Consider the following 23,695-nt stretch of genomic DNA (forward strand, 5'->3'; position numbering starts at 1 on the left):
TTGTATATAGTAATGCTCTAATTATTAAAAGTCACTTCTGGTATATTTTCAAGTGCTGACATTTCAAATCGTAATTGTTGATTTCCAATTGCCAAGCCAAACTCATTTAAGTTGAACTGCAACCAGTCTTGACCATGAAGCTTACTCCGATCAAACACAAATAGTATATCCGTGCTTGTATTCATACCATATGTTCGGTTAAGCATGAAATCAGCCACTTCCAAGGTATCACCTGCAGAAGTGCTCAGCGTAACATATTCATTCATACGAAAAGATGTGATTTGAACAAGATTACTGTAATCAGTATCTGCAAGCTGATGCAGTGCTTCTCTCCCGTCATTAGATATACTCAATAAGAAGTATAAATAGGGACTATATTTTGATCGAATTTTGTCAACGCTTACCGTATTCGCTTGTTTATTAACAAGCTCCCTGTACACCCATATATCTGTTGGTTGATACATCACTTGCAGTGATATATTTCCAATGCTAGCGTTTTTTATTAACCCGTTGTCTTCGTCAGTAACAAATTCGGAAAGATTCTCGGGCGATAACTTGCTCGAATAACATCCGAGCAGTATCGAGAATAAAAGCAGAATAAAACAGGCAGTTAATTTCATTGTTTCTCATTATTATATTGCCCGTTTAATCCTGCCAGAACATCCTCTGTTATATCAAGAGATTCATCTGCGAAAGCAAGATTTCCATATTCTGTTGCGGCTAGAATAATCTTAAAGTTCTTTTCTGTCCCGTATTTTTTTAGGTAGGCATTTATTTGAATAACAACTTCGCTTGTCAGTTTAGCATCCTCTTGTTGTGCCTGTAAATTCAATGCATTTTGATAATCTGCAAACTGCTTTTGCTTGTTTCGAATCAGTTCTTCACTTAAAGAACGTTCTTTCTTAGTCATCGTTTTACTCTCGCGCTCATAGCGTGATATCAAATTTTGTACTTCTATAGAGAGAGTATCAACGTTGGCTTTCCACGCTGTTACTTTCGTTTGATAGGCGGCCCTGGCTGCCTTCATCCCTTTATAATTATTTAGAAGTTTCGAAGAATCAACGTAAGCAACCTTGGAGTCTCTTGTATAAATTACGGCTGAAATAGAAATGATAGCTAATAGGTTTAGGATACCTATTATTAATAGGATACGTTGAAGCATACAGGCACAGTAGGTTAAAGATAACAAAGACTACATCTAGCGCAGGCACTTAAAAAGCTGTCCAAACAATTTCCGTCAAACAACTTGCCTGGCCTAAAACTAAATTCTAATCTTTACGCTAATTTATACAGTCACTAAATATGTTGCAACAGAAATATAAATTTTATTACCACATATTACGTTACCTTGCTTTACATTCGTGTGCGCCACACTCAATAAATATGTAATCCCAAAAAATTGTATTTCCATTACTTCAGCCTACCAGCAAAAGTGCTCCGGGCGTAGGCAAATTCGTAGTTACTATTATCGCTTCTCTATCTTTTAGCATATACCGTCCCGAATTTTAATCTGCAACTGCATATGCGACAGCTGCTTGCTCAAATCAATCTTTTATGAAGCTCCGCAAAACTATATATTATCGAGTATATGTTGAGATAGAATACGAGGACGTTTTACAATAGCATTCGTTTCAAACTAAAAGACAGATGTTTGTTAGCGACGTCCCCTTTTCGCTCGCGAATTATTTACTGTATTGGCTCAATCCAGTGTGCCCAATAACTGACCGTATCAAGATTTAACGAGTCATCGATCTTTATCACCTTATAGCGAAAACACGCCTTCGAGCCGCGTATAATGTGTATTGGCGATCTTGAAGTGAATCGATAAGAATATACTTCACTTAATTGGCGATTTGCTATAGCCTGATCACGTAAGGCTATTATTTGATACTATTTAAACATCACCAATGATTTTTTAAATATAGTCTTTCCGACTACCCATAGGCTTAACATTCAAATAAGAGAATCGACACAACGGTTCTTTTCTTCTGTGTTCTAAAAATATATCATCGTATTAAATAAAGTATCTTCACGCAATTGTCAGGACGATATATAAGGATTACTCACCAATAGCAGGTACATAATATAACCTAGAGATATAATTATCCCGATAGTACCAATAACTATAATTGCTCTTTGTTCAAAATCTAAATTCTTCCAGGACTTTTTCATCTATTTTTTAAAGGGTTGATACTCGTACACTTTCACTTCGTATACCTAGAGCCTACAATGCACAACATTTGTAGATTCAATTTGTAGTCTTCTCGAAGCGTTAGAATTTTCCCTTAAATGTATTTCAGCATTTATTATTCAGAGCAAATAGATCTACATCTGCGCAACCTACGACTCTCTTGAGAAGCCCACTAAACTTCTTTATTTCAGCAACTTCAGGCCGCCCCTACTTGGCTTCCAATTATAGTTGGTAACTTTCTTACCGAGAGATATTCTAGATGTTTACTGCATCAAATCCCGCTTCACCAGCACCTCACTTATTTTCAACATATTCACATGTTCAATGATTTCTTTGACCTGAAAGTAGAAAATTTTTAAGCAATCCTGAACGGCAATTGCTCTTGTAAAAAACATCAACCAGATGTACCAAGAATTTCATCATACTCCAAAGAAGGATTATTGATTCTACTTTCTGATACCCATCTATTCTTACCTATTCTATAGCTTCCCGCAACTATATAATAACAACCCTCATCCGTCTGAAGTTGAAATGTCTTAAAGCCAAGTTTTAAACTATAGAATTGAAGCCTTAATGGTATGACATCCCCAAGCAATTCGCATATCTTAAGAGAAGTGAATTTATACGGAACATCCAAGTATTCTACTGCAGTAAATTCAATATCAATATTATAGTCGGTTTCGCTACTATACCCATCCAAATCTTCAAACAACATAGGGCTTCGAAGTATCAAAAAGCTATGACTCACAGTGTAAGCCCATAACTTAAATGTTCTATGCGAAAATTCATTCATAAATCTAAATAGGTTTGAACCAACCTGATAGGCCGTATCTACACATCTCCACCAAGGTCGGTATTTTTTTCCCTTAATCGATTCACCTCATCAAGAAGCATTCCTATATCTTGCTTTGCGTGTCCAATAAAATCAATATCTGCATTCGTCGCTCCAATAATCTCTATATCATCACCTCGTGAATCTGTAGCATTGTCATAATAAAACTCGATCCGCTAGTAAAATCTCTTTCTTCGATGTAAGGAATCCAGGCACATTTAGAGGTCTTTGCTAACCTTGCTCTTATCGCATCTAAATATTTTATTTCAATCATTATGTTTTTTCGCTGGGTAGTAATAACCAAGTTAAAAATTGCTCTATCTACGTCCTTGTCGGTCTTCAAGACATGTACTAATCGAGCTATTTTATTTATCGCAAATTGTTTGACAATAGGATTTCGATGACGGAATACCTTTTGGAAAAAGATCTTCTACACGAGATTTTGCAAAATCCTTATTTAGCTCGTATGAACGAAGCAGGCAGTATAACCTAATATCTCGAGTAGCTGCATCTAGTTCATCAATTGACCTAATGCTATCGGAATCTATGTCTCCCATTATTAAGTATAAATGAAAGTATGCTTCGGCACTTTTATACTTTGTAGCCATAACAAATGCATAATAGAAGATGGTCTCACGCTGCTCGTTGAGGAAATAGTGAGCCGCGACTCTATTGTAGGCACGCTCATCTCCATTTTTAATTGCTCTTTCTAGCAATTGATCGATCTCCTCCTGGCTAGGTCCGCTTGAACTCGGAGAGACTACTTCTCCGTCAATATCATTGCTTGGAACACGTTCTTGTTTACAGGACAACTGACAGAATACAATTATTAAGATTAAAATATAATGCTTCATCTCTCTTTGGCTTTACGACAGTACGATATACAAACTAATAGTTGAATCATCGCTGCCTGCACGTATATATTTAGTTAACAACAGCTTTGTATTTAGTAATATGCTAAAAATGGCATCAAAGGGTTGCTTGGTCTACGTTTTAAAGTAAACCTTGTTATTCCTTCATCACCCTATAGGGATTTTCAATCCTAACATATTCATTTTTAAAAGCGCCTCTGCATTTCCTTTTGCATCGTTAACAGGATTATGATCATGTTTGGTTTGTCTGAATAACTTTTTCCATTCATGATTGAGGCCCGTGTTCATCTTCATTCCACAGTATAGATCTCCTATTCTTCTTCCGCTAAAACCAAAAGGATTTTCATTTAAATAGAAATGGAAATAGTAATTGATCCATTGCCAGTCAAATGCAAGGTTATCACTTACGAAAACCGGTCTTCCGCTTGAGGTAGCAGAAAGCCAGGCATGAAACCTTGCCATTTCAGCTTCAGGTTCTTTAAAGGACAGATGCTGTTCTCGGGTAAGACCACTTACTGCGAGAGCCTCCGGAATCCACTCTTCAGATATAGGCTTCACTTGTCCATAGAAGGTTTTACTTAGTGTGCCGTCAAGAACAACGGCTCCAAAACTTACCATCGAATATTTATGAGGTATCGGTCCATCCGCCTCTACATCAACAACTATATAACTCATAATACTATACTTATTTTTTTGCCATCCTCAAAATTACAATTAGGTTATGATCAATGCGATTATCATAACAGCAACAGTAGAGCTGTACCTTATTGTAATCTGAATGTCATCTCCAAAAATTCCACCATTTTTTTGTTACCTCCAAAGGATTGAACTCCAGTTTATCACTAGGGCGATAATCGTTGAGTCTAAATCCAGGATTCTCAAACTCCTGCTTTTCAATCTCCTCAAGAAGAATCTCGCAGTCCCTTTTAAGTTCTATTAATAAAGCTTCTAAATTATTTCCACAATATTCTGTGTCTTCAATCCTATATATGTAGTATCCGATGTAGCATAAAAAGGTATATCCATCATATCCTATACAATAAAAATCATTTAATACGCGATCCCTATTACCTCCATTGGCAATTAGATCACGGAGATTTGACTTGACTTTCCATAGCAAGAATTCGTCTTCACCAAAGTATTTAAAGATTGCTTTTTTGAGTTGATACTTTGCATCTCGCTGGTTATAGTTCACAGTATATGCCTCAAGCACGACACTTTCATTCATCAGGCTTTGTAGCTCTTCTGAACTATAAAGCCATCTTTCAAAATCTTCTAAAGCCATTTGATCCTCCAGTACTTTAAAAACATTCTCTTTCAAATCCTTCAATACATTCATAAGCTATGTTAACGGTACAAAGAATAAGCGCAACTGTGCAATCTTTTTGCGCAGTTGATAATTTTTTACTTTTCTTTTTAAAAAGCTTAAGCCGCTATAAGGAATTGATAATTATTTAAAATAATCACACCGTTTCGAACCCATTGCGTATACTAGTCTTAGACAATCTTTTGTCTATATTGGTAAGGCCCACATGGTACAGCGTCAAAGCCGGGTATATCTGCCCACTTCTCTCCTTTCATGGAGTCCAGCGACATGTTTTGATAGGGATATTGGTCAGGCTTGTTTTTCTTCTCAGACATATGTTACACACGTTCCGACTCCATGCACTATAAAAGTTATACAAGTGCTGGAAGCGAAAACTATTGCGAAGTAAAGGAATATTACGCAATGCCCAATTTCCCGCTCACAAGGACATGGATAAAATGACAATTGCCCACTCGTAGAATGACTAACTAAACTAAATTATCATAAGATGTTCTCAGGTGTTTTTACGCTATACCTATATATTTCTCCACCACGATTTTCTTGATATTCATTTTTTTTTGCAATGTCTTCGTTGGAAAAATTTTCACTGAGCCGAAGTTTCATCGCCATGCCAACCCTTTCGGGTAAATCAGCCAGGCCGGCTCATGTTATCATAATTATATACATATACGTAAGCCTGCTTGTGTACTATTACCTCCATGCCTTACTCCAGTTAATAAAGATCGTGTAACACATCAATAGGCATTTCTCCGCCAAGCCAAAGTAAGTCCCGTTTCAAACCTGTGTCAAGGGTATACAAGTGGCGATGGCAATCCAATTTCTTTTTGGAATCGCCACCCTTGACACAGGCTTTGAAACGTGCTGATGGGCGGCTTATGGGAGAAAATGGCAGGGTAAAATCACTTTTGTTAGGATGGCGGGCAGTTCGTGGCGTAGGGACCGTCAAAAAGGGAACACTGTCTTTTCCTGGATCTGTGGCAAGATTCAAAAATTGAAAAATAAATTTCTACTTCCATGTAGGGTAAGATATACTTTCTGAGAGTATATAGTTGGAGGGAATTTCAAAATGAAAACATCCAACTTCGAACACTTAATTCAACTATATGTAGCCCGGGAAACCCCGAGAGGACAGACAACCAAAATTGAAACAATGCTGGAGGTCATTAAAGAAAGGGACATTCATTGGATTTCGGATGAGACCGAGGAACTTCTATTTCGAAAAATCAAAGACAGTAAAATTGCTCCAGCAGAAATAGGACGCTTTGTAAAAGGTTTATGTAAGCTTCGGGTTTCGGATGTGGAGTGGATGAAATTTAAAGGAATGTATATATACTTCTCCAGGGAAGCTTACTGAAAATCTTTCGTGCTACGCCAGGCTGCCGCTACTCTGCCTATTATTTCTTGTGCTTTCCCAGTAAAGTATTAATCATGGTAAAAGTAGCTTAGGTGTTTCGTTCCTTGCAAAAGACTTCGGCATAAACGGTTTCCCCCTTACAACGTACGTTTCCAGGAACCCCCAATTATTCCGATTCCTTTTGCCGGAGCGTACACCTAAGCTTTGTGACGACCATAATTAATACTTACAATTATGGAAAGCACAAATGAAAAGAAACAATGGGAAGTAGCGGAAATTCAGCTCTCGTACAAATCGAATGTGAAGCCTTCACTAAGGCCGAAGATTACCAGTTCACGTGATGCTCATGAAGTTTTGAAACGAGTTTGGAATGATTCAGTAATTGAACTCTGCGAACAATTCAAAGTACTCTTTACAAACAGAGCTAACAAAGTCCTCGGTGTATTTGAAGTATCAACTGGTGGTATAGCTGGAACAGTAGCCGATCCGAAATTGATATTTGTTGCAGCATTAAGAGCCGGCGCGACTGGCTTAATTTTATCACATAATCATCCGAGCGGAAATCTTACACCAAGCCACGCGGACATTGAACTGACAAAAAAAATAAAAGAAGGTGGACGACTGCTGGAAATTCAGTTACTCGACCACCTTATACTTACCAGCGAAAGCTATTATTCATTTGCAGATGAGGGGTTAATTTAATCCCGCATCATTTATTAATACTATTAAAACGGATGATGCAATGAATATATACTATTGATTGATAACTCGCAGGAACCCTTTGTCTATATTATCCGATGCTAATTTCTCTTTCAGTGTTTTCATGTCAACGCTCAATTTTTGTTCAATCACTTTTGCATAGACTTGCGTAGTCGTGATTTTTGAGTGCCCCAACATTTTACTTACTGACTCGATCGGTACGCCATTGGTAAGCATGATGGTAGTAGCAAAAGTATGTCTGGCTAAATGAAAGGTAAGATTCTTGTGAATGCCGCACAGATCTGCTATCTCCTTCAGGTAACTGTTGAGCTTTTGATTAGAGATCACCGGAAACAATGTACCTTCAGTTAAAGCACGAGGATGGCCTTTATACTTATCGATGATCTGCAGGGCTTTTGGAAGCAGCGGCACGCGTACAGGATTACTTGTCTTTTGACGCTTTGTGATCAACCAATATTCACTGTCAATGCCAATGGTAATATTGGCCGGAGAAAGTCTCATGGTATCAATATAGGCAAGTCCTGTATAGCAGCTAAACACAAAAAGATCACGTACCCACTGCAAGCGCACGACCGACAGTTCCCTGTTTTCAATTTTAGCAAGTTCTTCTTTGCTCAGGAATTCACGGTTTACCTTATCGAACTTTTGTTTATACTTAGCAAAAGGATCTTTGTTAACCCACTCCATGCGTACAGCCATGTTGATCATCTTTCGAAACCGTTCAATGTGTTTCATTACACCATTATTTCCGAGAGGTTTGTGATGATCCAACGGTTTGTAGTTTCGTAGATAATATTCAAAGTGTACTATGAACTTGTAGGTGAGTTGAGACAAATATATATCCGGAGTTCCGAATTTCACTTTTAAAAACATCTGAATATACTTCTGTGTGGTAAAATAATTTTTCATTGTGCCCCAGGCCAGTGATTCCTTCATCTGTGTATTGTGATAGTCAATCACTTTGCATAGCGTATAGTCTTTCTCATCGGTTCCAAGAAACTTATTTTTGATTTCTTCGGCAGTGATGAGCTCTTTGTGTATCTGCATCTCCTGGTAGGTGTTCATTAATTTTGCTTTGACTTCTTCCAGATAGTGATTGAGTGATCTTATTTCTTCGCGAGTGCCTTTGGCTAAACCTTTATTGTTGTTCCACTCTTTGGGATTAATCCATTTCTTCAGAGATATTTCAACCCTGCGACCATCAACCGTTACCCTGCTATATATAGGGACTAAGTTATCCTTGGCCTTGTTCATACGGATGATGAACTGAATACCGAATGTGTTTGTCGTTCTCATAATTGTTCTGTTTTGAGTTTGAATAGTTTCATTTGGTGACCTGCTTCAAAAAGTCATTTAGAATGAAATCAAAACGAACCGATAAAAATGATTCAATTGCCTGACTTACAGTTATTTGTACGTCTCCAGTGACCTCGGGTTGCTTCCCGTGTTAGGTCACCGTTTAGTTCTCATTTTTGTTGAAATTGCTTGTTGCTGATTGGTATGATTACAAACAAAAAAGCCTGCAAATCGCATAATTTGCAGGCTTTTAATGATACATGATGGTATCTATGTCGGGGTGGCCAGATTCGAACTGACGACCTCTTGGTCCCAAACCAAGCGCGATACCGGGCTACGCTACACCCCGATTGTTTAACGAGGTGCAAAGATACACTTTATCTTTTTACCTCCTAACTTCTGAATTCTAATTTTATGAATTCTTCTGTTGTGATCCGGCAGGGAATCGAACCCCGAACCCTCAGATTAGAAATCTGATGCTCTATCCAGTTGAGCTACCGGACCTAATATCATTCCGAATGACTTCTATACATGCCCAGCAGCATCTTCGAAACTTTCTCATAGCGATCATATAAATCCTGAGCTTGAGCCAAAGGAATTGAATTCAACTCACCAAGAACCTGTAGGATCGCTACGCATTCAAAAACTGCACTTCGTGCTATCGTGATGTAATGCTTTTTGTCAGCACTGGTCATACGTCCAGTACCTTCAGCCAGGTTCAACAGAATATCCATGCATGCTTTTTTCCACTGGTCCTTGATATAAGGATCAAGCTTCTCATTGGAGAAGATGATTTTCAGTGAATCGGTTACCAGGTTCTTTGCAATCTGGTATACTTCTAGTTTTTCAAAATCAAACATGGCGCTGTTTTAGTCACATCACAACCGCGTTAAGCGGAGAGGGGGGGATTCGAACCCCCGGTACCGGTTGCCCAGTACCGCAGTTTAGCAAACTGCTGGTTTAAGCCACTCACCCACCTCTCCGGGATTTCAGCTTATTGTTTAGACTTTTCAGTCTTATTTGTTTGCCTTCTTGATAAGAAAAGGCTCGTTTTGATTTAAATCGACCCCTTTTCAAAAAGGAAGTGCAAATATATAAGTTGCCGGTAAACTATCGCAAACTGTTTCAAAATTGTTTTTAAAACAGTTCCATATTTGTTTACCGATTTTTTCCTGTGTCCATGCGTTGAACACAGGATGAATATACAAATGATCGCACTCTTGTTGAAAACTACCAATATGTACGAGACAAAAAAATTGAAACACCACTGTACCACTCCCATCATCATTCATACTTAAAAAGCCGGATGACAAAGAGAAGGCGAAACATCATAATCATCCCATGGCCATAGCAGAAGTATCACTAACCTGAATATTTCTGGGCATTCTTACTTTCACAATACTGCCTTCATAGACTATACTCCTGACATTGATACTCCCTCCTATTTTCGAAAGCGCCTTCGATACGATGTATAGTCCTATACCGCTGCCTATAGATCGCTCACTGAAGCGTGTATAGGCTTCAAAAATTGACGTCAAATACTCTTCCTGGATTCCGATACCATGATCCTCAATATTAACGGATATATAGTCAGCATCGCCTTCAATATTTACATTAATTCCTGAATCAACATGACGAAATACACAGGCATTCTCCATGATATTCAAAAAGATCATATTAATAAACCTGATGTCTGATGTCAAAACTGTATCACCGGATTTTGCTATTTGAAATTTAGCGGAAGGATAAAATTTAACGAGGTCCTGACTTAACCCTGAAACATATTCGTACAAATCAAAGGTTTGTTTCTCAACTGATGCTCTGAGTTCATATGTCATTTTCAATTTATGCAGCATCTTGTCCATATCACGTGCTGTTGCAATAATTTTCTTTCGTATATCGGATTGCTCATGAATATCAGTAGCAAACTCAGCGATCTGCGCGAGACCAATGATAGAAAGTATGGGTCGTCTTACATCATGCGAAGCACGGTACAAGTATGTATCGAGTTCTTTATTGGTCTTGATAAGTTCCGTGGTGCGGTCCTTAATTTTTTCCTCGAGATCAACATTCAATCTGGTTAATTGCTGATTGAGTTTTCGATTGTTTCGGTATAAAATAAATAGCAATAACAGCGCACCCGCAATGATACCAATGCATAGCTGCCAAAGCTGCACCTTTTTTGTTTTATACGTATTCTCCATACGCAGCAAATTTATATCTGCAAGCTGTTTCTCAAGCCGCGCTTTATTTTGCACCTGTTCAATACCATTGCCAATCGTGGCACCTTGCAATGAGTCGCGTAACGCTATATATTGTCGAAAGTATATATCGCCCTCCCGAAAATTTTGCTTATTGCGATTAAACTTGGCCAGAGTTCTATAGTACATAGCAAGAACAGCCTTATCTTTAATTATTTTCTGCAGCTGGTATGCACTGTCATAATATAGAGATGCTTCCTTTTTTTGGTTTCGTGATGCGCATATATCCCCCATGCTAAGCATAGACACAGCCGCCGAGGCATGCTCATTAAACTTACGGCTTGTATTTATATCAATCCGAATTCTTCTCTCCGCCTCTTCCATATCACCTTTTTCAAACAATATCTTAGCAGTATTTCCATTCACCAGCCCAATCCAGAACTCCTCCTTCAAATCTGTTGCCATGGTTTGTGAATATTCAAAATACTTCATAGCACTATCAAGTTCATGAATCTGCTGATAGGCAAGGCCAATCGTATTATAGATGTTTATCAAATCAACGGAATCTGTACGCGAATGCATTCTATTAGCAATTTCTATAGCAATAGCTCGCTGTCCGTTTTCAATAGCGAGTTTATGATTGCCGACTCTGAATTGAACATTCGTTATACCTCGATAACACTTCGCTGCATTACGTTGTAAATCAAGTTGAAGGTATATATTGATACTCTTATAATAATCAATTGCCGCCGGTTGCTCTTCACCACCAACCACACAAATATTTCCTCTTAGTTCCAACAATTTAGCCTGCTCAAGCTGGAAAGATGAATCTGTCATCTGGCTCAATAAGTGATTTACAGATTCCTTCGCTTCATCAAATTTCATATGATTAAACAGCCCGCGTGCACGAGCATATTCATGCCATATCTCTGCATCTATATCTTTGATGGTGTCAATTAGAATATGGTGTTTATAACATACATTATCCAGGGAGTCGGCTACGTTATCTTTGCATTTATCAACCGCTGCATCCATCTGATCAAAACAATATCCTTTATACTGGATATCCATGGGCTTCTGCCTGGTGTAGCATGCAAAAAACAAGGGGACACAACACAGGCAATAAAATACTTTAAGAATGAGGTTTTTCATTTTTATATAATCTATCAAAACTGGCTCGATAGCAATTATTTTTGTGAATAGAAATTCGTTTTATCATTTTTTATTTCTGCTACATCAAATTCAAGCATCGTTAGGCATGGTGAAACTGATTTTGGTTCCCTTGTCTAGCTCGCTCTCCACGGTAATGGTACCTCCATTTCTCTCCGTAAATTCTCTGCACAAACTAAACCCTAAACCGGAGCCTTTCTCACCGGATGTACCATATTTCGTAAACTGTTCATTGCGGAAGAGCATTAAAATCTCATCCTTTCCCAAACCAGTACCTGTGTCTTCTACAAAAATCATGGTATACTCTTGATCACGATTATAGCCGATCATTATTTTTCCACCATTGCTTGTAAATTTGATGGCGTTACTAATCAGGTTGCGAAGTACCAACCGCATCATATCGCTGTCGGCATATACCCATAGGGTTGGTTCCACAAAATTTGTAAGCACGATGCCTTTGTTCTCGGCCATTGATTTGAAGAGTCTAAAATTCTCCTCTACAATAACGCGCAAATCGAAAACGGAAGCTTTTACTTGCAGACCATCCATTTGTTGTCTTGCCCAGTATAATAAGTTCTCCGTCAAGTTAGATGTGTGCCGAATGTTCTCCCGAAGTCGCGGCATCATTGTTTGAAATTCGTCTGCTGATATATAGTTCCTGTCCATCAGGTCCAATACATCCTGCACCTGCCGTACTGGTCCCCGCAAATCGTGTGACACTATAGAGAACAATTTATCTTTTGTGAAATTCAGTCGCTCAAGTTCTTTTGCCTGATCACTGATCGCCTCATTTTTGCTATATACCTCTTCATTGATAGCAGATAGTTCCTCATTTTGCGCAAGCAATTCCTGATTTTGCAAATCGACCCTTTGTTGCAATTTTATCTTTTGAGCCCTCACCCGCCATGTATATACCTTTGCAATAAAGTACATCAACGCTGCTAGCAAAATTGCATCTGCACAGTATGCCCATATAGTTTTGTACCAAGGTGGATGTATGTAAAATGAAAATGTAACGGGTTTACTGATCCGGTCATACTGATCTTTTGCGCGTACAGAAAATGTATAGCTGCCTTGCGACAAATTTGTATATATAGCTTCATGTGATGACGTCCAATCCGACCATTTATCATCAAATCCAATCAGCTTATGCTGGTAGGTGATTTTTTCAGGATCCTCCAAAAGAAAACTCGCAAATTGGAATTTAAAGTTGTTTCTCGTAAAAGGCACGTTAACCGATTGATCGTTCTTGTTTTTTAAAATAAGAGAGTCACCTGCCCATACATTTTTAACAGCAACATATATCGGCTCATCGTAAAACGACTTTTGCTTTGAATCATACTTGACTAACGTTAAATCATCTCCGAAGTATACATTTCCATCTCTTGAAATTAATATGGGTACGTCAACATCAACACGAAGTTCCTCTATCTTTTTAGCAACTTTATTAAAGGGTGTTAAGACAAGTTTAAAAGATCCGTCCGATTGCTTCTTCAATAATCCTGGCGTTTGCTTTACATGAGGTATGGCGCCACAAAAATAAATATCACCAGCCTGGTTTTCAGCCAGGGTATAAATGCAAAAATTTGGACCTAAAGCAGCATTTATCTTTTTGTCTGCTTCTATGCGTTCCGTTTTATCGTTGTAAGTATAAATTCCTTCAATAGTTGCTACAACTATTTTATTACTTGCCTCCAGGCGATATACCTTGTTATTTAGGTTGGATGGCAATCCATTACGACTATCGAAAAATTTTGATTCAATTACAGAATCCATCGCCTCGTTAAGACGGAGTTTATAGATTCCTTTATTAGGATGACTTGTCCATATATATCCGCGTTCATCATCTGCCGTGACGGTGTTGCAATTAGCTTCAAATCCTTTTACTTTTTTCTTACTCCAGCGATCTCCTTTCTTCTCCATTAAAAAAATACCGGGTGTATAACTTATAGCGTAGATCAATCGACCCGGTTTATTTTTGAAGCCACATATTGACGAAACACCATCCTGATCATCTCGTAGCCGTACTGCTGTTTTACCTTGTACTTCCCAAACCCCTGTCTCGTGCGCAGCATAAAGTTTGTTATGAATATTATATAGACTCCAACCGGCACCGTCCACTCCATGAAAAGGCAAAAATTGCGTTGTCCCTTTTTCCCTATAATAATATCCCCATCCTGATCCTACATATTGAAAATTGCCAGTCTCCCCTAACGAAAAAATTTTATGATGTATCCCATTTAGATCATTGTAATAAGATAAAGGTGAACTTGTACAAATCTGTAACATCTCTCTTCCACATGCGAACCACATGTTATGCGCGTCATCTTCGAAAAATTCGCCAAGATATATATAACGTAAAACGTCAGGTCCGATATGATGTGCCACGGAGCCATCTTCCCGAAAAAAAACGATGTTACCTTCCGCAACGATAGCAATCAAACCGTTGTCAAGGAATGTAACATCGTATAGTTCTGCACCCTTTACATAAGTGCCGATATTATCCAACAGCAGCCGTTTATTGGCAGTCTTATCCGCAGCTGGATCAACAATCCAAAGTCGATCATTGAAATCAAGAACAAGGAATCGGTTGTGCGAGAAGCCTGATATAGACCTGATATCACTTTTGTTGCCAATTTGAAAATGGGAAAGCTCAAAATCACCATCCTTAAAAATATAGAGTGCGTCTTCTCTTAAAATATATACATGATTGTGTATTTTAATAATTCCTGGATAGCCTAAACTTAAATCCATGACTTTAATTTTTCCGTTTGTATAGACGTATAGATGATCCTCGCTCAGAAAGAGAATATATTCACCTACCTGAACTATATTATTTACGGTTGATACATGTTGGTATTTTAACGGAAGCAGCGGCACTAACGATTGGTATTTGTAGCTACCGGAATCATTCTTTTGCATATATCCAAAATCACCAGGAACAGATACATATATACGTCCTACAGAGTCAACAGATAGCCCTACAGGAGACTCATGGTTTGGCAGTATGATAGTTTGCCATTCATGCCCATCGTAACGAAGTACGCCATCGCCATTTGCGACATATAATACACCATACTCACCTTGCGTCATCCCATAAGTCATTCCAGCTTTATATTCATCAGCAACATATCTGCGAATGAATAGCTGTTGCCCACATACATTCAAATGCAGCAGGCAAAACAACAAGCCCGTTACTCCGATAAGAAATTTATTCACTTTCTGGCTATTAGGAACTCTATGAATTGATGTGACTTTATATTCAGTCTTTAAGCATGTAAGACGAGGTGCGTTTATCTGACAACAAATAACTTAAATTCCCTACACTTTAGGATTACGTTTAATCATGCACATCCGTATCCGTATTTTTACTTAGATTCGGTCAAAACAACTATATAGATAGACTTTTTACTCTTCTTGAACGACCGTTTGGACAATCCAGCTGAAATGAAATAAAAAAAGCCGACCGGTAAGATCAGCTTTCAGTAACAAAAATATACGTTATATACTATACTTTCTCGGCTTTATAGCCAGCTTTTTCCAAAGCTTCTTTGACCTTGGCTTCGTTCGTATCTGCTGTCACCGTTAGTACCTTGGCAGGATCGTTCAGATCTACTTCCCAGTTCTGTTCACCAACTGCGGCATCTAAATGTGGTGTGACTTTTTCCACACAGCCGGAACATTTTATGTTGGTTTTGAATTTAATTGCTTCCATATCGATTTTAATTTTAAACTTCTATACATACAAGAAACGAAATACAATGGTTTTCGATTTATATTATCCTAAGAAAGGTTTATATAATTTATGAACCGATGTCCAATACTCTCCACCATTTAAAGTTTTACAGCTTTAAGCCGCAAACTGTTTCCCACAACGCTTACGGAGCTTAGCGCCATGGCTGCACCAGCGATCATTGGATCCAGTAAAAAACCGTTCACAGGATAAAGAACACCCGCGGCTAAAGGTATACCGATCACGTTATAGATAAAAGCCCAGAATAAATTTTGCCTTATACCCCGTACCGTTTTAATGGATAGATTCAATGCTTTCGTAATCAATTGCAGGTCTGAAGTGATCAGCGTCATCTTGGCTACATCCATGGCTATATCCGAGCCCTTGCCCATAGCGATACTCACGTCAGCCTGCGCTAATGCTTGCGAGTCGTTTATACCATCGCCTACCATCGCTACAATCTTTCCATTTTGCTGAAGTTGTTTTACAAAGGAAGCTTTATCATTGGGAAGAACCTCCGCGCGATACTGCTTCACTCCTACTTGCGCTGCAACGGCTTTAGCGGTTTGTTCGTTATCACCTGTTAACATATATACATCAACGCCTTTCTCCTGAAGGGACCGTATGGCAGCGGCTGACGTCACTTTTACTTTATCCGCGATTGCTACTATAGCCAATATATTTTTATCATCAGAAAAATATACTACCGTCTTCGCCTCAGCCTGGAACTTCGAAGCTGAATCAGCGATCGCCGCACTGACGTTGATTCCATTTTCATCCATCAATTTCCGATTGCCAATAAAATACGTTGTATTCAGATGACTTCCTTTGACTCCACGCGCTGTAAGGCTTTCAAATTTTTCAATTACTATACTCTGTATATTTTCCTCCTTTAGTTTATTAACTACTGCATCGGCTAAAGGGTGTTCTGATTTTGCTTCCAATGCGAACAGGATTTTCTTATATATACTTTGATCCTCGCTTTCCACTTTCCATACTATATCTGTTACAATTGGTTTCCCCTCGGTGATCGTGCCGGTCTTATCGAGGATGATCGCGTTTACACGGTGCGCCAGCTCAAGACTTTCTGCATCCTTGATGAGTATATTATTTTCTGCACCTTTACCAACGCCTACCATGATCGCAGTAGGAGTTGCCAGCCCCAATGCACAAGGACACGCAATGACCAGGACGGTAACTGAAGTGAGTAATGCATGTGTGAAAGCATTGCCGCCACCAGCAATCATCCAGGTAATAAAGGTAACGATGGCAATACCGATCACAACCGGTACAAATATACCGGCAATCTTATCGACTAGTTTTTGTACAGGGGCCTTGCTGCCTTGTGCTTCCTGCACCATCTTAATAATGTGTGCCAGGATTGTATCGCCTCCTACTTTCTTCGCCTCGAACTGAAAACTTCCCTTCTGATTTACGGTGCCAGCAAAAATCCTATCACCGCTCTTTTTCTCTACCGGTATAGGTTCTCCGGAAATCATACTCTCATCTACAAAGGAAGAACCTGAAGTAACCATGCCATCAACCGGAATTCTTTCACCAGGTCGAACAATGAGCGTATTACCGACCTTCACCTGGGATATCGATAATTCCTGTTCATGTCCATCTACAATTACGCGAACTGTTTTCGGTTGCAGTCCCATCAGCTTTTTTATAGCAGACGATGTATTGGATTTTGCTCGTTCTTCAAGTAATTTTCCAAGCGATATAAACGCTATTACAACCGCAGCTGCTTCATAGTATACATGTGCATGCAAACCACGTGCGTGCCAAAACTCCGGAAAAAAAGTATTAAACGCGCTGAATAAAAATGCAATACCGGTCGATAAAGCAACCAGTGTATCCATATTCGCTTTACCATGTTTAGCTTGCTTCCAGGCATTGATAAAAAAATTTCTTCCCAGGTAAAAAACCACTGGAGCCGACAGGATCATCGATATATAGGTTGCATATGGAAGATCCATGAAGAACATTCCAAGAATCACAACAGGAAATGCAAGTATAGATGACCAGATTGTACGATTCTTTATTTCTTCATAATGCTTTCGTTGTGCTTCTTCCTTTACAGCCTGTGGATCTTCAACATCTACCACCAGGTCATAACCAATAGACCGCACTGCATTTTGAAGATCTACAGGTTTGGCGAGGTGTTCATCGTATTCAACCCACGCAGATTGATTCGCGAAATTTACTCCTGCATTTTGTACACCCGGGGCCGATTTCAACATCGACTCTACACTCACGGCACAAGCCGCGCATGTCATTTCCAAAACCGGAAATGTGTTGCGGACGACCTTTGCGTTTTTATTTTTAATTGTAAGACTATCGACTGACATGATTTCAAATACTTTAAATCAACATTTGCTACACAACAAATATACTGTGTGCAGCTCTGTTAAGTTTTATACAATAACAGCTTTGATTTATATCATTTCATATCGAAGAGACCATGCTTATACAGATAACTCAAATGCAAACAACGATCCTTTCCCAAGATCACTCTCCACTGTGATCTTTCCACCTTGCGATTCAATAAACTCTTTCGAGATTGACAGGCCAAGTCCCGTACCGGATGGCGTACCCGGTACTTGAAAAAACTTTTCGAATAAACGGTTTTTAAACTTTGCTTCTATACCCGAACCGAAATCCTGAACAGAGAACACTATAGCATTCTGCTGACGATGGCATCGGAGAATGATCTCTCCGCCTTCCGGGCTATAGCGAATGGCATTGGTTAGTAAATTTATAAGTACCCATGTAGTCTTGTCCATATCTGCATGAACATTATCAACACTCTCGGCAATGTCTACCGTGATGGCTACACGCTTTCGTTCCGCTTGAAATTTTATTGCCGCCTGCGCATATTCAATAATCTCCCGTGGACTCACCGACCGGATATTAAGCTTTATATTTCCCGTTTCGACTTGCGCCAGGTCAAGCAACTCATGCGTAATTTTAGATAGCCGGTTAATCTCATCCAACATAGTCTCAGTGATACTTCCCTGTTCACTGTTCAGCTCTCCAACCCGTTTATCACGCAACAACTTCGTACACATTTGCAGTGAAGCGATAGGAGTTTTCAATTCGTGAGATATAGTTGCGATAAAATTAGTCTTGGCAAGATCAAGCTCCTTGTACGGTGTAACATTTTTCAGAAGCAACACCTGTCCTATAATCGCGACATTCTTTTCACCGGTAGGTATATATTGCACCGTGATGTTCTCTTTCGAAAAATAATTTTCCTTTCCGTCCAAAACGATCTTGATAATATTACTTTCAGTATCTTTTGTTGGTCCTTCGCGAATCAGATTTCGAAGCAGATCATTCTCAACGGCAACATCCGGAGCGTAACGTCCCACGAGTTGTTCCTTTGGTATATTTAAAAATGCCAGCGCTTGGTCATTTGCAAAAACAATTTTCTTTCGTTCATCCAGTCCAAGCACAGGATCAGTCATACGGTTAATGATCGCCTCGATACGTCTCTTTTCAAAAATTACACGCGCCAGGTTACTGTGCTCATACTCATCAAGCTTCTCCGCCATTCGGTTGAAAGCCTGTGCGAGTTCCTCAAATTCATCCTTCCGATCAAAATGCAATCGCTCCTCATAATTTTTATCAGCGATGGATTTTATACTGTTGGTAAGTTGTATAATGGGATTGGCTACATATCCCGGAAAGTTCACAATGAAGGTGAACGCCAGAATAGCAAACACGGAAAGGATTATAACGACATAGGTAGACGCACGCGATGCTGTAGCTTGGGCAACTTCATTTTTACGGATGATCGCGCTCAGGTTTATATCCTGTATAGCCAATGCCGTGGCACGCAATTGTTCCAGCACTATACTATCATTTTCCGCCACTCTGTATTTCTCGAAAATGCTCCGCAGCTTTATAGTCAACTCCCGTTCTCCGGGCTCTGTAATGTTTGATTCCTGCCGTAAAATGTTTTGTTCAATTGAATCAACCGAGAAAGCTTTGCTGCCATTGGTCAGTGCAAGAATCCGCTTGGTATACTGAAGTGTTTCATAATTATTGCGAATGATATTTTGTGTGTCCCCCGCCAACTCATGCAAGTAGTGTAAACCTATACCACCGATTGTAAGAATCGCTGCAAACAGAAATGCTACACCCAGCGCCACCTTGGTTTTTATACTCATGACAGAATGATTAGATCGGTATCCGAATTGGAAAGTTTGTTCAAAAGTTGGTTAAATGTATTGGTTTTCAAAATTACTTGCCAAAGATGAAAGTGTGGTTTGCCGATGCACACAGTCGTGATCTGCTTTTCATCAACAATCTTTACCATGGTTGCCGGTATATTTTTACTCCTTACCTGTAGCACTTCTGCACCAAGCTCCGTTGCTAATTTTAAATTATTGATCAGGTGCCGCTGTACCGAAAGCTTAATACGATTGGCATCCTCTCGGGGCACCTGCACATAGAGTACATACCATTTCGAATTATAGTAGCTCGCCAGTCGTGCTGTTTTACGAATGATCATCCGCGCAGTTTCATGATTACTGCTGATGCAAGCGAGAAAGCGCTCATGCCGGAGTCTGATGTCGATCGCTACTTCCGTATCAACCTTTCGCTCTACTTGTGAAGCAACTTCTTTTAGTGCAAGCTCACGAAGTTGAAGTATCTTTTCAGGCTTAAAGAAATTCCGGAGTGCCACCTCTACTTTATCAGGATGGTATATTTTGCCTTCCTTTAGTCTTGCAATCAATTCGTCTGCTGTGAGGTCTATATTTACAACCTCATCGGCCATTTGCAATACTTTATCCGGAACACGTTCGCTTACTTGTATACCGGTAATTTTGTGAACTTCCTCATTTATACTTTCAATATGCTGGATATTCAAGGCACTGATCACGTTGATGCCTGATTCCAGTATATCGATGACATCCTGCCAGCGCTTTTCGTTCTTTCCCCCGGGAATGTTAGAATGTGCCAGCTCATCTACAATAACAACTTCAGGGTGCTGACTCAGGATGGATTGAACATCCATCTCTTCCAACTCCTTGCCCTTATAGAAAACCTTTTTTCGTTCTATACAGGGAAGCCCTTCTGCCAACGCTGCGGTCTCGGCACGGTTATGCGTTTCTATATACCCGATCTTTACATTCACGCGGTTCTTTAAAAGACTGTGCGCTTCCTGCAGCATCCGATATGTTTTGCCTACACCGGCACTCATGCCAATGTATACTTTAAACTTGCCACGCTTTGATTTGCGGATAAGATTAAGAAAATGCTCAACCGACTTTTCTTTCTCCTGGTCTTTCATAGATCTTATAAAAGCAAGTACTAAAATATAGCTATTTCATTTGATCGAGTGCAATGTTTAGTTCAAGAACGTTTACAGTTTCTATTCCAAACACACCGAACCATGGCCTATGAGTATATTTATGCAACAGGGTATTTAGTCTTTCTTTAGGTATACCTCTGATCTTTGCAATGCGCTCTACCTGTATATGGGCAGCGCCCGGAGAGAGATGAGGATCGAGTCCGCTGCCCGAAGCAGTTACCAGCTCTGTTGGAATCTGGTCTCTTTTTACAGCAGGATTGTGTAACAGGAAAGTGTCTATGCGCGCCTGAACCTGTAGAAGATATTCCGGATTGCCAGCACCTTTGTTGCTACCACCTGAACCTGCTGCATTATAGTTTACGGCAGAAGGACGCGACCAGAAATATTTATCGACTGTAAAGGCTTGCCCTATATTTGCAAATCCATACTGCTGCGAGTTACCACCATAGAATATTATTTTACCTTTACCTTGATTCGGAGCAACTTGCGCAACAGCCCACACTGCAGCTGTATATATACCGCAAAAGAAAACAAGACAGCAAAGGCTTAACAGTATAGCGGGGAAATTTTGATTTTTCATATTCGTTAGAGGATTGTTGATATCAATACATCAATAAGCTTTATTCCCAGGAAAGGGACTATAATTCCACCCAATCCATAGATGAGAAGATTTCTGCGAAGCAATGCCGCGGCTCCTATAGGTTTATACGACACACCTCGTAACGCCAGGGGTATCAGCAACGGAATAATAATAGCGTTGAAAATTATCGCAGAAAGAATTGCGCTCTGCGGACTGTTCAACTGCATGATATTCATGCTCTGCAAAGCTGGTATAGAAGTAATAAAGAGTGCGGGTACTATAGCAAAATATTTTGCGACATCATTCGCTATACTAAAGGTGGTGAGTGTTCCTCGTGTCATCAGCAACTGTTTGCCGATCTCTACTACTTCAATAAGTTTGGTAGGATCATTATCGAGGTCAACCATATTACCGGCCTCCTTGGCTGCTGCTGTACCGCTGTTCATAGCTACACCCACATCCGCTTGCGCTAGTGCCGGAGCATCGTTGGTTCCATCGCCCATCATCGCCACCAGCTTTCCACTTGCCTGCTCTTTTTTAATATACTCCATTTTGTCTTCAGGCTTGGCTTCCGCTATAAAATCGTCTACGCCAGCTTTTTCCGCTATGTATTTAGCAGTTAACGGATTGTCGCCCGTTACCATAACAGTCTTCACTCCCATCTTGCGCAAGCGTTCGAATCGTTCACGAATACCGGGCTTGACTATATCTTGTAATTCAATTGCGCCTGCAACGCTATTATTTTGAGACACCACGAGTGGCGTACCGCCATTGGATGATATCTTCTCCACTATATTCTTTATATCGGCGGGAAAAGTATTGTTTGCTATCTCAACCAGTTTCTTAATTGCATCATAAGCACCTTTACGAATACTGCGGTCCTCCAAATCTATACCGGAAGTACGCGTCTCCGCAGAAAATTTTATAATGCGCGATTGCGGCAGCCCCAACGTCAGATCGGCAGTACTTCCCAACATGGCCGGATGGCGGAATCCTTTAATGGCGGCAAGCTCAATGATCGATTTACCTTCCGGGGTTTCATCGGACAGTGAAGCAATGGTGGCACATTCAATCAGGTCATCTTCAGATATACCTTCTGCAGGATAAAAGTTTGTTGCCTTGCGATTACCAATGGTTATCGTCCCTGTCTTGTCAAGCAAAATGGTATCGAGGTCACCGGCGGTCTCTACTGCTTTACCAGATTTCGTTATCACATTTGCGCGTAGCGCACGATCCATACCTGCTATACCTATAGCGGAGAGCAGTCCGCCTATAGTAGTTGGAATCAGGCAAACAAACAACGAAATAAAAGCCGCTATCGTAATGGGAGTATTCGCATAGAGTGAAAAAGGCTGGAGGGTTACACATACGATGATGAAGATGAGCGTAAAGCCTGCCAGTAAAATTGTTAATGCCGTTTCGTTCGGTGTCTTTTGGCGTGACGCATTTTCTACCAAAGAGATCATCTTATCAAGAAAGCTCTCACCAGGCTTAGACGTCACAATTACTTTAATCCGATCAGACAATACTTTTGTACCTCCGGTCACGGAAGATTTATCACCACCGGATTCACGAATGACGGGCGCAGATTCCCCCGTGATCGCGCTTTCATCTATCGTTGCTATACCTTCTATAATCTCGCCATCGGCAGGTATAGTATCACCAACCTCACAAATGAACACATCACCTTTTTTCAACTGACTGGATGATCGTGTGGTGATGATACCATTGTCGTCAATGACCTTCGCGGGTGTTTCTTCACGCGTCTTGCGAAGTGAGTCAGCTTGTGCTTTACCACGTGCTTCCGCTATAGCTTCGGCAAAATTTGCAAACAGGACGGTGAGTAGCAGAATCAAAAAGATCGCAAAGTTATATGCAAAGCTACCTTGGGAGTTTTCACCTGCAAGCACCCAGATGCAAACCACCAGCATTACCGCTGTCCCGATTTCTACAGTGAACATCACCGGGTTCTTAACTAAAATTCGTGGATTCAATTTTATGATTGACTGCCTCAACGCTTCATTTACAAGCGCTCTCTGAAACAGTGGTGTCTTTCTTTCTCGTGTAGACATATATATAGTATTTTTAAAATA

The 23,695-nt window shown here is 39.9% G+C and carries 19 protein-coding genes and 3 tRNA genes; 2 read left to right on the plus strand and 20 right to left on the minus strand.

Translation table 11 applies throughout. The features are described 5' to 3' along the window. Positions 1 to 17: 17 nt before the first annotated feature. The 7 genes from B5Y40_RS23855 to B5Y40_RS29710 all read right to left on the minus strand — a co-directional run bounded on the left by B5Y40_RS23855 (position 18) and on the right by B5Y40_RS29710 (position 5,536). Positions 18 to 620, minus strand: a complete 603-nt coding sequence (locus tag B5Y40_RS23855) for a hypothetical protein (RefSeq protein WP_079689393.1) — start codon at positions 618 to 620, stop codon at positions 18 to 20. Further along, positions 617 to 1,162 (minus strand): OmpH/Skp family outer membrane protein, encoded by a 546-nt coding sequence (locus B5Y40_RS23860; RefSeq protein WP_079689394.1) that lies wholly within the window; start codon positions 1,160 to 1,162, stop codon positions 617 to 619. The genes B5Y40_RS23855 and B5Y40_RS23860 overlap by 4 nt, the downstream gene beginning before the upstream one ends. A gap of 1,423 nt (positions 1,163 to 2,585) precedes the next feature. After that, entirely contained in the window at positions 2,586 to 2,984 is a 399-nt protein-coding gene (locus B5Y40_RS23865) for a hypothetical protein (protein WP_143785920.1), read from the minus strand. A gap of 404 nt (positions 2,985 to 3,388) precedes the next feature. Then, positions 3,389 to 3,877: a hypothetical protein gene (locus B5Y40_RS23875; RefSeq protein WP_079689396.1), complete on the minus strand. Its 489-nt coding sequence runs from the start codon at positions 3,875 to 3,877 to the stop codon at positions 3,389 to 3,391. 165 nt (positions 3,878 to 4,042) lie between these two features. Then, positions 4,043 to 4,570 carry a 3'-5' exonuclease gene (locus B5Y40_RS23880; protein WP_079689397.1) on the minus strand — a complete coding sequence of 176 codons (528 nt, stop codon included), beginning with the start codon at positions 4,568 to 4,570 and terminating at the stop codon, positions 4,043 to 4,045. A gap of 106 nt (positions 4,571 to 4,676) precedes the next feature. After that, the gene (locus B5Y40_RS23885) at positions 4,677 to 5,234 is read right to left on the minus strand and encodes a hypothetical protein (protein ID WP_079689398.1); all 558 of its coding nucleotides are present in this window, start codon (positions 5,232 to 5,234) and stop codon (positions 4,677 to 4,679) included. Positions 5,235 to 5,392: 158 nt separating this feature from the next. Beyond that, positions 5,393 to 5,536, minus strand: a complete 144-nt coding sequence (locus tag B5Y40_RS29710; RefSeq protein WP_159453801.1) for a hypothetical protein — start codon at positions 5,534 to 5,536, stop codon at positions 5,393 to 5,395. 752 nt (positions 5,537 to 6,288) lie between these two features. On the opposite strand from B5Y40_RS29710, the gene B5Y40_RS23890 reads away from it, so the two are divergent. Then, positions 6,289 to 6,576, plus strand: coding sequence for a hypothetical protein (locus tag B5Y40_RS23890; RefSeq protein WP_079689399.1), 288 nt, complete (start codon positions 6,289 to 6,291; stop codon positions 6,574 to 6,576). A gap of 234 nt (positions 6,577 to 6,810) precedes the next feature. Continuing rightward, a complete protein-coding gene (locus tag B5Y40_RS23895; RefSeq protein WP_079689400.1) occupies positions 6,811 to 7,278 on the plus strand; it encodes a JAB domain-containing protein in 468 nt (155 codons plus the stop codon). A gap of 51 nt (positions 7,279 to 7,329) precedes the next feature. On the opposite strand, the gene B5Y40_RS23900 is transcribed toward B5Y40_RS23895, so the two are convergent. From B5Y40_RS23900 to kdpB, 13 genes are all read right to left on the minus strand, one after another. Continuing rightward, on the minus strand, positions 7,330 to 8,592 hold the full coding sequence (locus B5Y40_RS23900) for a site-specific integrase (RefSeq protein WP_079689401.1): 1,263 nt from the start codon (positions 8,590 to 8,592) through the stop codon (positions 7,330 to 7,332). Positions 8,593 to 8,867: 275 nt separating this feature from the next. After that, a tRNA-Pro gene (locus tag B5Y40_RS23905) sits at positions 8,868 to 8,941 on the minus strand. Positions 8,942 to 9,022: 81 nt separating this feature from the next. Then, positions 9,023 to 9,096: transfer RNA gene (locus B5Y40_RS23910), tRNA-Arg, on the minus strand. Between the two features lie 5 nt (positions 9,097 to 9,101). After that, positions 9,102 to 9,452, minus strand: coding sequence for a four helix bundle protein (locus B5Y40_RS23915; RefSeq protein WP_079689402.1), 351 nt, complete (start codon positions 9,450 to 9,452; stop codon positions 9,102 to 9,104). A gap of 34 nt (positions 9,453 to 9,486) precedes the next feature. Next, a tRNA-Ser gene (locus tag B5Y40_RS23920) sits at positions 9,487 to 9,575 on the minus strand. Between the two features lie 351 nt (positions 9,576 to 9,926). After that, positions 9,927 to 11,945 carry an ATP-binding protein gene (locus B5Y40_RS23930; RefSeq protein ID WP_079689404.1) on the minus strand — a complete coding sequence of 673 codons (2,019 nt, stop codon included), beginning with the start codon at positions 11,943 to 11,945 and terminating at the stop codon, positions 9,927 to 9,929. A gap of 90 nt (positions 11,946 to 12,035) precedes the next feature. Beyond that, entirely contained in the window at positions 12,036 to 15,182 is a 3,147-nt protein-coding gene (locus B5Y40_RS23935; protein WP_079689405.1) for a sensor histidine kinase, read from the minus strand. 289 nt (positions 15,183 to 15,471) lie between these two features. Further along, a complete protein-coding gene (locus B5Y40_RS23940) occupies positions 15,472 to 15,678 on the minus strand; it encodes a heavy-metal-associated domain-containing protein (RefSeq protein WP_079689406.1) in 207 nt (68 codons plus the stop codon). Positions 15,679 to 15,797: 119 nt separating this feature from the next. Further along, positions 15,798 to 18,050, minus strand: coding sequence for a heavy metal translocating P-type ATPase (locus tag B5Y40_RS23945; protein WP_143785921.1), 2,253 nt, complete (start codon positions 18,048 to 18,050; stop codon positions 15,798 to 15,800). Between the two features lie 117 nt (positions 18,051 to 18,167). Beyond that, positions 18,168 to 19,874, minus strand: a complete 1,707-nt coding sequence (locus B5Y40_RS23950; protein WP_079689408.1) for a HAMP domain-containing sensor histidine kinase — start codon at positions 19,872 to 19,874, stop codon at positions 18,168 to 18,170. Continuing rightward, positions 19,871 to 21,001 (minus strand): histidine kinase, encoded by a 1,131-nt coding sequence (locus B5Y40_RS23955; protein WP_079689409.1) that lies wholly within the window; start codon positions 20,999 to 21,001, stop codon positions 19,871 to 19,873. The genes B5Y40_RS23950 and B5Y40_RS23955 overlap by 4 nt, the downstream gene beginning before the upstream one ends. A 31-nt stretch (positions 21,002 to 21,032) precedes the next feature. Further along, positions 21,033 to 21,602, minus strand: coding sequence for a potassium-transporting ATPase subunit KdpC (kdpC, locus tag B5Y40_RS23960; RefSeq protein ID WP_079689410.1), 570 nt, complete (start codon positions 21,600 to 21,602; stop codon positions 21,033 to 21,035). A gap of 5 nt (positions 21,603 to 21,607) precedes the next feature. Further along, on the minus strand, positions 21,608 to 23,674 hold the full coding sequence (gene kdpB, locus B5Y40_RS23965; RefSeq protein WP_079689987.1) for a potassium-transporting ATPase subunit KdpB: 2,067 nt from the start codon (positions 23,672 to 23,674) through the stop codon (positions 21,608 to 21,610). Positions 23,675 to 23,695 lie beyond the last annotated feature (21 nt).

It is taken from the genome of Ohtaekwangia koreensis, from assembly GCF_900167975.1.
In the GTDB taxonomy this organism is placed as follows: domain Bacteria; phylum Bacteroidota; class Bacteroidia; order Cytophagales; family Cyclobacteriaceae; genus Ohtaekwangia; species Ohtaekwangia koreensis.

Excerpts from the sequence above, each read along its gene's own strand:
- B5Y40_RS23855 (WP_079689393.1), bottom strand. The coding sequence starts at position 620 with ATGAAATTAACTGCCTGTTTTATTCTGCTTTTATTCTCGATACTGCTC.
- B5Y40_RS23860 (WP_079689394.1), bottom strand. The coding sequence starts at position 1,162 with ATGCTTCAACGTATCCTATTAATAATAGGTATCCTAAACCTATTAGCT.
- B5Y40_RS23865 (WP_143785920.1), bottom strand. The coding sequence starts at position 2,984 with ATGAATGAATTTTCGCATAGAACATTTAAGTTATGGGCTTACACTGTG.
- B5Y40_RS23875 (WP_079689396.1), bottom strand. The coding sequence starts at position 3,877 with ATGAAGCATTATATTTTAATCTTAATAATTGTATTCTGTCAGTTGTCC.
- B5Y40_RS23880 (WP_079689397.1), bottom strand. The coding sequence starts at position 4,570 with ATGAGTTATATAGTTGTTGATGTAGAGGCGGATGGACCGATACCTCAT.
- B5Y40_RS23885 (WP_079689398.1), bottom strand. The coding sequence starts at position 5,234 with ATGAATGTATTGAAGGATTTGAAAGAGAATGTTTTTAAAGTACTGGAG.
- B5Y40_RS29710 (WP_159453801.1), bottom strand. The coding sequence starts at position 5,536 with ATGTCTGAGAAGAAAAACAAGCCTGACCAATATCCCTATCAAAACATG.
- B5Y40_RS23890 (WP_079689399.1), top strand. The coding sequence starts at position 6,289 with ATGAAAACATCCAACTTCGAACACTTAATTCAACTATATGTAGCCCGG.
- B5Y40_RS23895 (WP_079689400.1), top strand. The coding sequence starts at position 6,811 with ATGGAAAGCACAAATGAAAAGAAACAATGGGAAGTAGCGGAAATTCAG.
- B5Y40_RS23900 (WP_079689401.1), bottom strand. The coding sequence starts at position 8,592 with ATGAGAACGACAAACACATTCGGTATTCAGTTCATCATCCGTATGAAC.
- B5Y40_RS23915 (WP_079689402.1), bottom strand. The coding sequence starts at position 9,452 with ATGTTTGATTTTGAAAAACTAGAAGTATACCAGATTGCAAAGAACCTG.
- B5Y40_RS23930 (WP_079689404.1), bottom strand. The coding sequence starts at position 11,945 with ATGAAAAACCTCATTCTTAAAGTATTTTATTGCCTGTGTTGTGTCCCC.
- B5Y40_RS23940 (WP_079689406.1), bottom strand. The coding sequence starts at position 15,678 with ATGGAAGCAATTAAATTCAAAACCAACATAAAATGTTCCGGCTGTGTG.
- B5Y40_RS23945 (WP_143785921.1), bottom strand. The coding sequence starts at position 18,050 with ATGTCAGTCGATAGTCTTACAATTAAAAATAAAAACGCAAAGGTCGTC.
- B5Y40_RS23950 (WP_079689408.1), bottom strand. The coding sequence starts at position 19,874 with ATGAGTATAAAAACCAAGGTGGCGCTGGGTGTAGCATTTCTGTTTGCA.
- B5Y40_RS23955 (WP_079689409.1), bottom strand. The coding sequence starts at position 21,001 with ATGAAAGACCAGGAGAAAGAAAAGTCGGTTGAGCATTTTCTTAATCTT.
- kdpC (WP_079689410.1), bottom strand. The coding sequence starts at position 21,602 with ATGAAAAATCAAAATTTCCCCGCTATACTGTTAAGCCTTTGCTGTCTT.
- kdpB (WP_079689987.1), bottom strand. The coding sequence starts at position 23,674 with ATGTCTACACGAGAAAGAAAGACACCACTGTTTCAGAGAGCGCTTGTA.